Below are 13472 nucleotides of genomic sequence, written 5' to 3'. Positions count from 1 at the left end.
ACGTCGGGCTCGTTCTCACCGCCGGGCCATCGCCGTCTCGACGGTCGACCGCAGCGCGTCCAGCCGGTCTATCCGGTCCGCGAGCATCGAGAGGATCGGATGTCGTGCCGGCTGCTCGCGGTAGAGGTATCGGGGCACGTCGGGGCTGTCGCCGGGCACCCGAAGCTCGCGGCGCTGTTCGTGGATCGTCTCCTGGCGCTCGCGGACGTCCTCCTCACATCGGTCCCGAAGAGCCTCGATCCGTGCGCGGTGGGCGTCGAGGGCGCCGAAGTCCATGTCCCCGAACTCGGCGTTCGCGATCCCCTGGAGTTCCGCATCGAGTTCCAAGAGTCGGTCGGAGCGGGCGGAAAGCGACGACGCCTCCGTATCCAGCGTCCCGACGAACGCGTCCCGGTTCTCCCGGAGCCGGCCGGCCGCCCCCGAAAGCTCGCGTTTGAGCGAGGGATCGAGCGCCGATCCGCGAGTGAGCGCCGCGGCCATCCCCGCGCCGAACTCGGCCTCGAGGCTCTCCGGGTAGGTGTCGTCGTAGTCCTCGGCGTAGTGGGGAACGCTCATCACCGTCTCCTCGTAGGCGTCGCGAACGGCGACGAGCCCGGGCGAGACCGAGCGGGCTGGGGCCGTCCCGACGACTCGCGAGCCGGCGGACCGTCCCGTCGGCGGCTGGCCCGGATCGATCTCCGAGAGTCGCTTTCGAAAGGCGCCGAATGCCTGCCGCTCGTCGACCAGGCGCCGTCGCTCGGTTCGGAGCGCTCCACGCATCGATTCGAGTCGATCGCGTGTGCGTTCGGGGTCGAGGCTGCCGTCGTTCCGGGCGTCCTCCTTCCTCCGTTCACCACCGTCGTCCCCGGCCCGCTTCGATCCGGTTGACATACGATCGCACGCGGGCGGCGAGGGGTTAATCGCTTATAAGATCGCTACGGAGGGGTGCCGAGACTACGGGGTGCTATATAGACCCGGCGGCGGACTCCCTGCGGAACCGTGGGGATCGGTCGGTATCGCCCGATTCGGCCGGGCGGAACCGTGGTGGCCGCACACGCGCGAAGTGACGTCGGCGCGTCGTGTCCGGGCGGACGGGAGTTCACGCGGTGGGTTCCGCCATCTCCTCGCGCACCCGGCCCCAGGCGACGGGCGGATCGAACCGTGCCAGCGCTCGGTCGGTCGCCGCGAGGCGCTCCGCGAATCGGTCGTGCCAGTCGGGGGCTGCCAAGTCCGAAAGAGTCGTCGAGAGCATCGAGAGACGTCGATCCGCGGCGTCGATCCGCCGTCGAAGCGACTCGGGGACCGACGCGTTCTCGCGGGCGGCCCACGTTCGGATGTCGTCCTCCTCGGCCCGAAGGTCGGCCACCAACAGCTCGAGAACGCGCGCTCGAACCGTGGCGTCCGCCCACTCGGCCGCGTGGCTCGTCTCACCGTCGGTCTCGGACGTCCACTCCTCACCGTCGGTCTCGAACGCCCCCTCCTCGTCCACATCGGGTCCCTCCTCATCGGCCGCCGTCCGCTCGTCGATCCGGTCGGCTACGGACGAAAGATCGACGAGGGCCTCCTCGAGGGCCTCGACGTCGGCCGCGAGCTCCTCGGTTCGTCGATCCGGCGAACTGAGCCAGGACTCGAACGCCTCGAGGTCGCTGGCGAGGTCGTCGGCGACCCGAACGACACGCTGTGCGTCGGCCGCCGTCTCGCGCAGTTCGACCGCCGATCGGTGGAGGGCCGATGGCGTCTCGAGTTCGTCGGGGGCCGCCCCGACGGACCGGCCGAGCTCGTCGGTCCGGCGCTCGAGGGCGGCGAGGCGGTCATCGAACCCTCGCAGTCGGGCATCGACGACGTCGAGGTCGGTCACGGCTGCGGCGGCGGCCCGAGCGTCATCGGCGTCGAGCGCGGCGAGGTCGACCCGCGTCTCGGCCGTGGCGAGGATCTTCGAGACGTCCGAGACGGTCTCCTCGACCGCTTCGGCCGTGAGAACGTCGTCCTCCGCGAACGGGTCCAGCGACCGGCGGATCGCCTCCGGATCGCGGTCGGTCCCCTCGGCGACGGCCTCGACGACCGACTCGACCGTCGGCTCCCGGTCGAGGATCGACTGTGCGGTCGGTGCAGTGTCGACGGTGTCCGGATCGGGGCGGTCTGTCTCGGTCACGAGCGGGAATTCCGGCCGACCTCGTGTATAGCTTCCGTCAGAACCTATCGTTACGGACCGTTTCCCCCAGTACCGTTCCGAACGACTATATAGGGATACGGAACGTTCGTACTGCACCGCTCCGATCAGTACTGGACCCTTCCGATCGGTACGGACACGTACCGATACCCTCGTCTCCGAACGAATCCGGACGTGGACATATCAGAAATATAAACCCGTTTACAAGGACCTCCGGATCGTTCTGGTGATGTCTGACCGTAACTGGGCTGAAAACGGCGTATCACGGCGGAAGTTTCTGGTCACCTCCGGCGTCGTCGGGTCGGCGGGGCTGGCGGGCTGCACCGGCAGTACCGGTAACGGCGGTGGTGGCGGAAACGGCGGCAGCGGTGGAAACGGCGGCGGGAGCGGGAACGGCGGCGGCAACGGTAACGATGGTGGACGCGGCGGGAGCGGCAACGGTGGCGACGACGGAAACGGCGGCGGGCAGGCGCTTCTCACCGCCGAGGGATCCTCGACGGTGTACCCGATCTCGAATACGGGCGCCTCCTATTGGAACGCCAACGCGCCGCCGAGCGACGGCGAGTACTGGGGATCGAACGACGAGACGTCCGTGCCGGGGTGGGACGAGATCGGGACGGACATGCACCTCGCCGACTACTTCGCCAGCCAGTTCGGCTTCGAGGCGACCGGGGAGCGGTCGAACCCCCCCTACAACACGACCGTGAGCCTGAGCCACTCGGGAACGGGATGTGAGGCGGTTCGCGACGAGCTCGTCGACATCGGCAACTCGTCGGGGCCGATAACGGCCGAACTCGGGCTCAGCGAGTCCGAGGCGGACGAGCAGTTCGTCGACCACGTCGTCGGGCGTGACGGCCAGCCGGTCGTCGTGAGCAGCGACGTCTACGACAACGGCGTCCAGCAGCTCACCGGAGAGCAGGTCCGGCAGATCTACCAGGACGAGATAACGAACTGGTCGGAGATCGGCGGTCCCGATCAGGAGATCTACGTCATCGGTCGCGCCGAGGGCTCTGGAACGGACACCTCCTTCCGGCTGAACATGCTCGGCAGCGCCGACGCCTCGATGTCCGGCGTCGACACCCGGTTCGGGCAGAACCAGCAGGTCGCCGAGGCCGTCGCCAACAACGACGGAGCGATCGCATACATGGCGCTCGCGTTCACGAGCGACGCCGTCCAACCGATCGCGATCGATTTCGACGGGACGGTCTACGAACCGGACCGGGACGCCGAGAACACGATCTTCGACAGCGAGTACCCGCTCAACCGGGACCTCCACATGTACACGAAGGTCACCGAGGAAACGCCGAACGGTACGGATCGTCGCGAAGGGGCGTTCTTGAACATGTTCCTGACCGATTTCGGCCAGACCGTCTTCGTCGAGGACAACAACTACATCCCGCTTCCGACGGCCGACATCGAAGCCGAGGCGGAGAAGCTTCCGGATCCGGCGTGATCCGGACGGCGATCTGAGGCGGGACGCGCCGCGAACGACTCTCATCCGTATTTCATCATGTCTCATACAACCGATACACGAACCGACGCCGCGGTGACGCGATGGCGTCGACGGCTCCGCGCGTTCCGCGAGGAGACCGCGACGGGCGCGCTCGTCACCGTGGGCACGATGACCGTCGCGCTCTTGGCCTCGCTCGTCGGGTTCCTGCTCGCGTCGCCGCTTGCGGCCCTCCCCTTTGTCGCGTTCCTGGCGGCCGCCGGGTACGGCTGGATCCGGTACCAGGGAGTAACCGCCCGGGTGTTGACCCTCTCGATGACCGTCTCGACCCTCCTCATACTGCTTTTCATCACCGTGTTCATCTTCGTCGAGTCGATCCCCGTGCTGTACTACGAATCGGCGACGGTGTTCGGCGTCTCGGTCCCGGGTCTGCGGCTGTTCACCCAGACGCGCTGGGACGCGGTCTCGGACCCGATCCGGTACTCGATGGTCCCGATGATCCACGGGACCGTGATGGTGACGACGATCGCAACGATGGTCGCCGCCCCGCTCGGCGTCGCGGCGGCGCTCTTCCTCTCCGAGATCGCGCCGAGTGCCGTTCGCGAGGCCGTCAAGCCGGGCGTCGAGATCCTCGCCGGGATTCCGTCGATCGTCTACGGCTTCATCGGGTTCACCATCCTGAGCCCGTGGGCGTCGGCCCAGTTTCGGACCACCGGTCAGGGTTCGTACCTGTTCGTCGGGATCGTGGTCGGGCTGATGGCGCTGCCGACCGTCGTCTCGGTCGCCGAGGACGCGCTGAGCAGCGTCCCCGAGTCGATGAAGAGCGGGTCGCTCGCGATGGGCACCACCGACTGGCAGACGATGACGTCGATCACGATCCCCGCCGCGTTCTCGGGCGTCTCGGCGGCCGTCCTGCTCGGCGTCGGGCGCGCCATCGGGGAGACGATGGCGGCGACGGTGATGCTTCGGGGCGTGCCCCAGCTCACCGACCCGCTGTACAACGTGTTCTACGGTCAGGAGACGCTCACCTCGCTGATCGCGAACAACTACGGAAACGCGAACGGGCTGCAGATGGACGCGCTGTTCGTCGCGGGCGTCATCCTGTTCGTCACGGTGCTTTGCATCTCGATCGGCTCGCAGTACATCGAGTGGCGGATGCACGAGAAGCTCGGGGGTGAGATCTGATGGCCGGCGCCACCGAGACCACGCTGGTCCGCGAGGACACGACGGGAACCGAAGCCGTCGCGGGCGTCGCGATCGCGCTCGCGGTGGCCCTGTTCGCGTTCGGCGTCGCGGTGCTTTTCGACGCCGTCTCGATCAGCGGATCGATCGCCGGCGTCCCGACCGTCACCCTGCTCGGTGGCCTGCTCGCCGTGCTGGGCGGAGCGGTCATCGCCTTCGGCGTCGGGTCGTCCCTCGAGTACGTCGAGACCGAACCGAGCCCGCACGCCGGTCTCGTCGCCACCGCCACCTTCACGCTCATCTGGTTCGGCCTCGGCGGGATGGCGTCGGCGTGGCTGTTCGACGCCGGGCTCCTTCTCCGGCTCCCCGTCGCCGTCGCGGCCGGCGGGATCGCATTCGCGGTGACGGCCCTGACCCGCGAGGATATCGGGTCGACGCTGCCGGCCGGTGCGGTGGCGATCGTCGTCGGAAGCGCGTTCCTGACCGGGATCGTCGGCCCGTCGTGGGTGTGGGACCTCGGGTTCGAACAGCAGGCATCCATCACCGCCTCGTTCCTCGTTCCGGCCGCGACGGCCGGGTGTGCGCTGCTTTCGGGATGGGCCGCGGCGAAGGCGTACGGCGGCTTCGGTGCCCGCGGGAGACGGATGGGGGCCTACCTCCTCATCTACGTGAACGCGAGCGCCATCATCGGCGTGTTGTTCCTGTTGATCGCCTTCACTGCCGTTCGCGGGATTCCGGGACTGCTCCACGGCTCCCAGTTCGCCCTCGGCGCGGGACCGACCGTGTCGGTGTTCGGACTCTCGGTCGCGCTCCCGGTCTCGATCCCGTTCGTGACCAACGGCGTCGGGCTCTTGAACGACTTCCAGGGCGTCTTCCCCGCGATCGTCGGCACGATATGGCTCGTCGTCGGGGCCGTGATCTTCGCCGTTCCGCTCGGCGTCGGGGCGGCGATCTTCCTGACGGAGTACGCCGAGCGCGGGCGGTTGACGCAGGCCGTCGAGATCGCGACCAACGGACTCTGGAGCACCCCGAGCATCGTCTTCGGGCTGTTCGGGTTCACGTTCCTCGTCCCGCGGTTCGGCGGGAACAAGTCGCTGCTCTCGGGGATGTTGACGCTCGGGTTCATGCTCCTTCCGCTGGTGCTCATCACGAGCCGGGAGGCGCTGATCGCGGTTCCCGACGAGTATCGGGACGCCAGCGCGGCGCTCGGCGTCACGAAGTGGCAGACGATCCGCAGCGTGGTCGTCCCGGCCGCGCTTCCGGGCGTCGTCACGGGCGTCATCCTCGGCGTCGGTCGGATCGCCGGCGAGACGGCGCCGATCCTGTTGACGATGACCGGCGGGACGTTCGTTTCGAGGGACCAGGCCGCGAACGTCATCGGTGGCTTCGCGTTCACGACCCGGCCGCCGTTCGTGACCAACCCCGAACTGCTCCAGGCGACGACGGCGCTGCCGTTCCAGCTCTACGCCCTGATCACCGCCGGCGTCGGCCTCGGCGACAACGTCTCGAACCCCACGGAGTTCCAGTGGGCCACGGCGTTCGTCCTGCTTCTCGTCGTGCTTTCGTTCTACGCGATCGGCATCGGCACGCGGTACTACTTCCGGAGGCAACTTCGACATGAGTGACATCACCCGAACCACGGAGAGGGACAGCGCTGACACCATGGAAACGAACGGTGCGGACACCGCCGAACGGGCCGACGCGGCGTCCGTCGGGATCGGCGACGACTCCGCGACCGGGCGCTCGTCGACGACGACCGGCGAGACCGACGAGCGCGTCCTCGAGGAGTGGCGGGAGTACGAGTTCGAGGGCGACGCGAAGTTCGCCGTCGAGGACCTCGACGTTCACTACGGCGACGACCACGCGCTGAACGGGGTCTCGATCGAGATCCCGAAAAACAGCGTCACGGCACTCATCGGCCCGTCCGGCTGTGGAAAGTCGACCTTTCTCCGGTGTCTGAACCGGATGAACGACCGGATCAAGAGCGCTCGGGTGGACGGGTCGGTCCGGATCGACGACGAGGAGATCTACCAGGACGGCGTCAACCTGGTCGAGCTCCGCAAGCGGGTCGGCATGGTGTTCCAGTCGCCGAACCCCTTCCCGAAGTCGATCCGCGAGAACATCGCGTACGGTCCGGAGAAGCACGGCGACATCGACACGGGACTCCTGGCACGGCTGTTGAACCGAAGCGACGACGCCGAGCGCGACCGGCTCGTGGAGCGGTGTCTCCGCGACGCCGCGCTCTGGGAGGAGGTGAATGACCGCCTCGACGACAACGCCCTCGGGCTCTCCGGCGGACAGCAGCAGCGGCTGTGTATCGCCCGCTGTCTCTCTGTCGACCCCGAGGTCATCCTGATGGACGAGCCCGCGTCCGCGCTCGACCCGATCGCCACCGCGAAGATCGAGGACCTGATCGACGACCTCGCCGAGGAGTACACGGTCGTCATCGTCACGCACAACATGCAACAGGCCGCGCGCATCTCGGACCAGACCGCCGTGTTCCTCACGGGCGGCGAGCTCGTCGAGTACGGCGACACGGACCAGGTGTTCGAGGACCCACACAGCGAGCGCGTGGAGGACTACATCACCGGAAAGTTCGGGTGATCGCATGCCACGAGAACGCTACCAGGAGGCGCTCGAGGGGATCCGCTCCGACGTGCTCGCGATGGGCGAGCGCGTCATCGACCGGCTCGAAACGGCCCTCGAGAGCGTCTCGACGGGGGACGAGTCGCTGGCTCGGACGGTCATCGAGGGGGACGCGGAGATAAACGATCGGTATCTCGCCCTCGAGAACGACTGCGTCGACCTGTTCGCGCTCCAGCAGCCCGTCGCCGGCGACCTCCGGTTCCTCACGGCCTCGTTCAAGATCATCACCGACCTCGAGCGGATCGGCGACCTCGCGGTCAACCTCGCACAGTACGTGATCGCCGCGGACGGACCGGTGGCCCCCGACGTCGCGCTCGATGCGATCGGCGAGGAGGCGCTCTCGCTCCTCGAGCGGAGCCTCGAGGCGTACGACGCCGAGGACGTCGACGCGTGTCGGCACATCGCGGACGACGACGACCACGTCGATGCGCTCTGCCACCGGGCCAGCGAGACGGTCACCCGCGAGCTGATAGAACGCAGCGTCGAGGACGATCCGTGGGCGATAGAGCGGCTGCTCGACGACGTCTCGCGCGTGCTGTTGACGATCCGGGACCTCGAGCGGATCGGCGACCACGCCGTGAACGTCGCGGCACGCACGCTGTACATGGTCGAAAGCGATCCGGAGCTGATCTACTGACGATGGAGACGCGCAAGGTGCAGACGGTCGGGAACGGAACCTACACCGTCTCCCTGCCGAAGGAGTGGGCCGACGCGGAGGGCATCGACGCGGGCGACACGGTGACGCTCCACGACCACGTCGACGGCGTGCTCACCATCCAGGCGAGAGACGGGAGCGACGATCGGACCGGGACCCGCGATCGATGCGAGGACGACGACCCGTTGCGGGCCTCCGTTCCGGCGTCGGCCGTCGATCCGACGTCCCTCGAGCGCACGCTTCGGGCGGCCTACGCGGCCGGGGCCACGGCGGTGACACTGGAACACGAGGAGCCGCTCGACCCCGACCGGCGGCGCGCCCTCGAGCGGATCGAGCGGAGCCGGATTGGGACGTCCGTGACGGAGGAGTCGGACGCGGGCACGACCGTTCGGATGCTGCTCGACTCCGAGGAGGTCTCTGTGCGCCAGTCGCTCCGACAGCTCGGGTTCGTCGTCGACTCGATGCAGCGGGCGGCGATCGAGTCGCTTTCGGACGCCGAGGATCGGACGGCCGTCACCGCTCGCGACGAGCAGGCCGATCGGCTGTCGGCGATGATCGACCGGTCGGTGGCCCGCGGGCTCGCCGACCTCGAGGAACTCGACGCGCTCGGGACGACGCGCCCGGATCTGTTCGAGTCGTGGACGGCGATGCGCGAGCTCGGACGCGTCCGCGAGGCCGCCACGGGCATCGACGCCGTCGCGGCGCGGATGGACGATCCGCCGACCGAATCACGGATCGCTGAGATCCGCGAGCTCGCCGAGGAGGCCCGGTCGGTCGTCTCCGACGGCGTGAGCGTCGTCGTCGAGGACGAGGGCGTCGACGCCGCGCGGCGCGCGCTCGACGCTCAGAGCCGGACGTGCGAGTCGATCGAGGAATTCGACCGCCGGCTCGCCGAGGACGACGGCGACACGCCGGAGCTTCGCTCCGTCTTGGACCGGGTTCGACGGACTGCGGAACGTGGCGGCGTCCTCGCCGAACTCGGTCTCTCTCGAGCGATCCGTCGAGGCGATCCGCCCACGGAACGGCCCGACGGGGCGATCGGGCCCACAAGTCGGTGACGTCCGCCTCAGAACCGACCCCGTCTGCCTCAATACCGTTCCGGCGCGAGCGCGCTCGGACACTCGCCGATGCGCTCGCCGCCCGACTCGCGCACGACCATGAGGTCTCGCAGTCGGATCGAGCCGTTCTCCCGGTCGCGAACGCCGGCCTCGACCGCGAGCACCGTTCCGGCACGCAACTCCGTCTCGCCGTCGACCGACGGCGGCTCGCGGCGGTCCAACCCGACCCCGTGAACCACGGCGACGGCTCCGGAACCGGACTCGCCGGGGGCCGGATCGAACCCGTACGCGCCGACCTCCGCCGATATCTCCTCGCTCACGACCGCGACCCTGACGCCGGGATCGGCCGCGTCGACCGCCATCTCTCCGGCCGTCTCGCCCGCGACGTGCGCGCGACGTTCCCACCCGCCGTCGCCGTCGACGACGAACGTCCGGGTCAACGCGCCGTGATAGCCCACAGGGCCACGCGGCGCGATCGAGACGACGATGGGGTCGCCGGCTCGCAGCACGTTCCGGTCGGCTTGCGACCCCTCGACCATCGTGTTTCCGGCGGGATCGACCCCGGCGCGAGCCAGCGCCGCATCCGCCTCGCGACGGAGCCGCTCCGCCGATAGCGGCTCCTCCCGCCAGCACAGGCTCCCGGACGCGTCCGAAGCGACCGTGCTCTCTGCGACGATCGCCGCCACGTCGCCCATCGCGGCCGTGGCCGCGGTTTGGACGGTTCGGAGGCGGTCGATCTCCGCGTCGGATTTGGTCGTGCGCGCCTCCCGAACCGCCGTCGTCGAGGCGATCGAGTGGCCGGCCTGCTTCAGGTAGACCGCGGCGTCGTGCGGAAGCGTTCGGGGAACGACGACGTCGGCGCCCGAACCGACCAGTTCGGTGACCGCCGCGGCGGCTCGCTCGCCGACCGGCGCGCCGTCGTCCGTGTCGACCGGTCGGACGGAGCGGTCGATCGGGTTCGTCGCCCGCCCTCGACGGAACCTCGACTCGACTGGCGAAACGGACGAGTCGAAGCGTTCGACTGCGGGCGGACACAGGACTGCGTCGTCCTCGCTCACCGCGATCGCGGCCCGTCCGTCGAACGTGCCGGCCCGGGAGAGGTACCGGAGGTCCGAATCGAACCGGTCGCCGACCACGACGAGCGCGTCTGCGTCGCCGTCCGCGAGCCGCTCGGCGATCGCGGTGAGACCCGTCTCGACGGGGGCCGAGCCGGACGCGACCTCCGAGCCGGTCACGGTTCGGGTTCGGGCGCGGCGAGTTCCGCCTGGACGTCCTCGAGCAGTTCCTCGATCGGCTCCTCGCGCAGCTCGTTGTAGAGCAGCACGCTCACGGGCAGCGTCGGGGCACCGCTTATCAGGTTCTCGAGGAGGACCAGCCGCTCGCGTGCACGGGACATTCCGACGTAGAAGACGCGTCGCTCGTTGTCGGCGAGGACCGGAACCGGGCTCGTGGTCTTCGTGAACTCCTCGACGCCGTCGACGTCGGTCGGGTCCTCGACGGAGGCGGCGAGCTGTTCGACCACCTTCTCCGTGAGGTCCGTCGAGACGAAGACGTGGTCCGCTTCGCGGCCCTTCGCGGAGTGGATCGTCCCGACGCGGACGCGGCCCGGCTCGACGTCCTGGTAGTCGCCGTCGAAGTACGCCCCGATGGAGTTGCGCTGGAAGCTCGTCACCTTCCGAACCATGTCGCCCGCGCTCGCCCGGTCGGGCATGAACGGGGCGTACTCCGTGATCGTCTCCGGTTCGATGTCGATCGCCGTGATGTCCTCCACCTCGGCCGACTCCTCGCGGTCGTCGAGGTAGTCGTAGAAGTCGTCACGCTCGTTCGTGCCGAACGTCGAGTCCTGAAGCATGTCCGCGAGCCGTCGGGCCTCCAGTCCGGTCACGGGCTCGTCGTCGTTGTACTTCTCGACGGCGCGGACGTAGTCGGTGAGCCGGTCCGTCCACATCCGTCCGTCCGTGAGCAGCTGGAAGGGAATCCCGTGATCGAGGAACTCGTCGATGAAGTCGAACATCTGATAGCGCGCCCGGAAGAGACACATCACGTCCCCGTCGTCGTCATCGATCGTGTATCGGACGTTCCGGACGAGATCGAGCATGGACGGGCTCTCGATCCCCTCGACGATGCCGCCCTCCTTTCGGGGCCTGAGGTCCTTCTCCTGGCGTTTGTCGATGTGGCGGATCTCGGCGTTGACGACGTTGAGGATCCGGGAGGGGAGCCGGTAGGAGTTCGGGAGGACGACGTCCTCGTCGACGTCGGTGTCGAGCAGGAGGTCGGGATCGGCGCCCTGCCACGCGTAGACGACCTGGTCGTCGTCGCCCGCGATGAGCGCCTTCTTCATGTGCGGTCGCCATTCGGTGAAGACGTCGTACTGGAGCGTGGTGATGTCCTGGAACTCGTCGATCACCAGGTAGTCGACGTTCGGGACGAGCGAGCGCTGGGCGACGCGCTCGAGCATGTCCGCGAAGCCCACGAGCTCGTTGTCGCCCTTGTAGGCGCGCCAGGCGCGGATCGCCTCGGGGACGTCGATCCGGTCGTCGTCGGCCGGCCAGGTCGGGGTGTACTTGTTGCCCTCCTGGGCGTTGGGGTCGACCTCCGGGGGGAGCCGGACCTCCTCGACGTTCCACTGGAAGGGGACGTCGTACCAGTCGGCGACGTCGCGTTTGGTCCGTTGCAGCCACTGTGAGGTGGCGATGATCTTGTTTCCGATCGTCGTCGACCGCGCGGTGCGGCGGCTGGCCCCCCCGTATTCGTCCTCGAACTCGATCCCGAACTCCTCGCAGAACTCGGATTTGTCGTCGTCGCCGACGACGTCGCCACGCGAGAGGTTGAGCAGCTCGTAGGCCTTCGCGTGCATGGTACAGACGTTACCCTGCAGGGATCGCGGCGAGAGGTCGCGGCGCTCGGCGAGCCGTTCGCGGACCTCGGCGGCGGCGGCACGGGTGTAGGAGACGACGAGGACGTCACGCACGTCGACGTCGTCCTCCTCGAGCAGCTCGTCGACGCGGTCGAGCAGCGCCGTCGTCTTCCCGCTTCCGGGACCGCCGAACAGGCGGGTCACGGTCGGGTCGGCATCGGTCATTGTACCCCTACACGGGGTGCGCTCGGATAAACGGCGTGGCTTCGGATCGATCCGCCGGATCGGGGCGAAACGGACCGGCCCCGCGTCGATCGACGAACGGATCGCCGCTCTTTGACGAACCCTTCTCCACCGACCGTGAGCGTCTCTCCGCCGCTCGACGAGCCTCTCTCCATCGATCGTGAGCCCCGAACCCACACACGACGACGGACCGTAACCATCTTAAGTACCTCGCGGTTACTGGTAGATGAGTCCTGATAGGGTAGTGGACTATCCTCTTGGCTTGCGGAGCCAGGGACCGGAGTTCAAATCTCCGTCAGGACGTTCACTTCGTTCGTTGCACTCACTACGTTCACGTCCTGACTTGCTCCACGCTCGCTTCGCTCGCGTGGAACTCCGTCAGGACGCTTACTTCTATCCGTTTGGTCGTATTCTCAATGTCCGTTTGGTCGTATTCTCAATGTCCGTTTGGTCGTTTCTCCATGTTCGTTCGGTCCTTTCTGCGCGACGTTGCACGACGAGCGAAGCGACCGTTCGTGTCGGTCCGGCGCGTCGTCGAGTGACGTGTTCGGTTCCGGATCGACGCGTCGATCGGATCTCGATCGGAGCGAAACTGGATCCGGGAGGTCGGTTAGGGGACGGGGAGAGGGGCTACCGGTGCGTGTTTCACTTTCGCTTTCGGGGTCGCTTTTAAATCGCGGCGGAGCGAGGTAGTACGTATGAGTCAAGCGACGTTCGACGACGACGACCTGTTCGGCGAGGCGGCCGCCGAGACGCGCGAGGAGGTCGAAACGCACCTGGAGGCGGCACGCGACGAGCTGCCCGATCCGGAGGCGGTCTGGGAGACGGAGGCCGAAAACGTCCTCGGCGTCCTCAACGGCCTCAAGTCCGCGATGGACGCCGGGGACGCGGCGGACCACCTCCGCCAGGCGAGGAAGGCCTTCGTCCTCGGCGAGCGCGCCGACGCCTTCGAGGACGCCGATGACCTGGAGGCCGCGATCGACGACCTCGCGGAGCTGATCGAGGACCTCGAGTCCGCGGCGGCCGACGTCGGCGACCTCACCGGGACGGTTCCGGCGATCCGCGGGACGCTTCAGGACGCCCACGAGGCGGCGGATTCCGGGGACGGTGCGGAGGCGGAGGACACGGAGGAGGGATCGGAGACCGACGCCGATGCCGAGACCGAAGCGGAAGCCGAGTGAATCCACGTTCGGCTCCCTCGCCTCCCCATCCACGTCCGGCCGCCCCGCCCG

Annotated in this window: 11 protein-coding genes and 1 tRNA gene; 8 read left to right on the top strand and 4 right to left on the bottom strand. The window is 68.1% G+C overall.

The genetic code is table 11. From position 1 onward, the window contains the following. Positions 1 to 15: 15 nt before the first annotated feature. Together ACFQE9_RS08090 and ACFQE9_RS08085 are read right to left on the bottom strand one after the other, a co-directional pair. Complete coding sequence (locus ACFQE9_RS08090) at positions 16 to 870, bottom strand: DUF7260 family protein (protein ID WP_379742977.1); 855 nt, start codon at positions 868 to 870, stop codon at positions 16 to 18. Between the two features lie 208 nt (positions 871 to 1078). Then, entirely contained in the window at positions 1079 to 2131 is a 1053-nt protein-coding gene (locus ACFQE9_RS08085) for a halo transducer protein (RefSeq protein ID WP_379742974.1), read from the bottom strand. A gap of 247 nt (positions 2132 to 2378) precedes the next feature. Here ACFQE9_RS08085 and ACFQE9_RS08080 point away from each other — a divergent pair, with 247 nt between their 5' ends. Genes ACFQE9_RS08080 through ACFQE9_RS08055 form a run of 6 tightly spaced genes read left to right on the top strand, consistent with a single transcriptional unit; the run spans position 2379 to position 9140 of the window. After that, entirely contained in the window at positions 2379 to 3602 is a 1224-nt protein-coding gene (locus ACFQE9_RS08080) for a substrate-binding domain-containing protein (protein WP_379742971.1), read from the top strand. Between the two features lie 57 nt (positions 3603 to 3659). After that, positions 3660 to 4784 (top strand): phosphate ABC transporter permease subunit PstC, encoded by a 1125-nt coding sequence (gene pstC / locus ACFQE9_RS08075; RefSeq protein WP_379742968.1) that lies wholly within the window; start codon positions 3660 to 3662, stop codon positions 4782 to 4784. Next, positions 4784 to 6406: a phosphate ABC transporter permease PstA gene (pstA, locus tag ACFQE9_RS08070; RefSeq protein ID WP_379742965.1), complete on the top strand. Its 1623-nt coding sequence runs from the start codon at positions 4784 to 4786 to the stop codon at positions 6404 to 6406. The genes pstC and pstA overlap by 1 nt, the downstream gene beginning before the upstream one ends. Further along, positions 6399 to 7385 (top strand): phosphate ABC transporter ATP-binding protein PstB, encoded by a 987-nt coding sequence (gene pstB / locus ACFQE9_RS08065; RefSeq protein WP_379742962.1) that lies wholly within the window; start codon positions 6399 to 6401, stop codon positions 7383 to 7385. Before pstA ends, pstB begins: the two co-directional genes overlap by 8 nt. 4 nt (positions 7386 to 7389) lie before the next feature. Beyond that, positions 7390 to 8064: a phosphate signaling complex protein PhoU gene (phoU, locus tag ACFQE9_RS08060; RefSeq protein WP_379742959.1), complete on the top strand. Its 675-nt coding sequence runs from the start codon at positions 7390 to 7392 to the stop codon at positions 8062 to 8064. A 2-nt stretch (positions 8065 to 8066) separates the two neighbouring features. Beyond that, complete coding sequence (locus tag ACFQE9_RS08055) at positions 8067 to 9140, top strand: AbrB/MazE/SpoVT family DNA-binding domain-containing protein (protein WP_379742955.1); 1074 nt, start codon at positions 8067 to 8069, stop codon at positions 9138 to 9140. Positions 9141 to 9169: 29 nt separating this feature from the next. Here ACFQE9_RS08055 and ACFQE9_RS08050 read toward each other — a convergent pair whose 3' ends face one another. Both ACFQE9_RS08050 and ACFQE9_RS08045 read right to left on the bottom strand, forming a co-directional pair. After that, complete coding sequence (locus ACFQE9_RS08050) at positions 9170 to 10375, bottom strand: M24 family metallopeptidase (RefSeq protein WP_379742952.1); 1206 nt, start codon at positions 10373 to 10375, stop codon at positions 9170 to 9172. Further along, positions 10372 to 12222, bottom strand: coding sequence for a UvrD-helicase domain-containing protein (locus ACFQE9_RS08045; RefSeq protein ID WP_379742950.1), 1851 nt, complete (start codon positions 12220 to 12222; stop codon positions 10372 to 10374). The genes ACFQE9_RS08050 and ACFQE9_RS08045 overlap by 4 nt, the downstream gene beginning before the upstream one ends. 248 nt (positions 12223 to 12470) lie before the next feature. Here ACFQE9_RS08045 and ACFQE9_RS08040 point away from each other — a divergent pair. Both ACFQE9_RS08040 and ACFQE9_RS08035 read left to right on the top strand, forming a co-directional pair. Then, positions 12471 to 12543: transfer RNA gene (locus tag ACFQE9_RS08040), tRNA-Arg, on the top strand. Between the two features lie 395 nt (positions 12544 to 12938). Further along, positions 12939 to 13421, top strand: coding sequence for a DUF5790 family protein (locus ACFQE9_RS08035; RefSeq protein ID WP_379742947.1), 483 nt, complete (start codon positions 12939 to 12941; stop codon positions 13419 to 13421). Positions 13422 to 13472 lie beyond the last annotated feature (51 nt).

It is taken from the genome of Halopenitus salinus (assembly GCF_042662125.1).
Taxonomy (GTDB): Archaea; Halobacteriota; Halobacteria; order Halobacteriales; family Haloferacaceae; genus Halopenitus; species Halopenitus salinus.
The sequence above is the reverse complement of the archived record's forward strand: the minus strand, read 5'-3'. Positions and strand labels throughout refer to the sequence as shown.

What these genes read in the sequence shown, in the direction of transcription:
- ACFQE9_RS08090 (WP_379742977.1), bottom strand. Translation starts at nt 870, where the DNA reads ATGTCAACCGGATCGAAGCGGGCCGGGGACGACGGTGGTGAACGGAGG.
- ACFQE9_RS08080 (WP_379742971.1), top strand. Translation starts at nt 2,379, where the DNA reads ATGTCTGACCGTAACTGGGCTGAAAACGGCGTATCACGGCGGAAGTTT.
- pstC (WP_379742968.1), top strand. Translation starts at nt 3,660, where the DNA reads ATGTCTCATACAACCGATACACGAACCGACGCCGCGGTGACGCGATGG.
- pstA (WP_379742965.1), top strand. Translation starts at nt 4,784, where the DNA reads ATGGCCGGCGCCACCGAGACCACGCTGGTCCGCGAGGACACGACGGGA.
- pstB (WP_379742962.1), top strand. Translation starts at nt 6,399, where the DNA reads ATGAGTGACATCACCCGAACCACGGAGAGGGACAGCGCTGACACCATG.
- phoU (WP_379742959.1), top strand. Translation starts at nt 7,390, where the DNA reads ATGCCACGAGAACGCTACCAGGAGGCGCTCGAGGGGATCCGCTCCGAC.
- ACFQE9_RS08055 (WP_379742955.1), top strand. Translation starts at nt 8,067, where the DNA reads ATGGAGACGCGCAAGGTGCAGACGGTCGGGAACGGAACCTACACCGTC.
- ACFQE9_RS08045 (WP_379742950.1), bottom strand. Translation starts at nt 12,222, where the DNA reads ATGACCGATGCCGACCCGACCGTGACCCGCCTGTTCGGCGGTCCCGGA.
- ACFQE9_RS08035 (WP_379742947.1), top strand. Translation starts at nt 12,939, where the DNA reads ATGAGTCAAGCGACGTTCGACGACGACGACCTGTTCGGCGAGGCGGCC.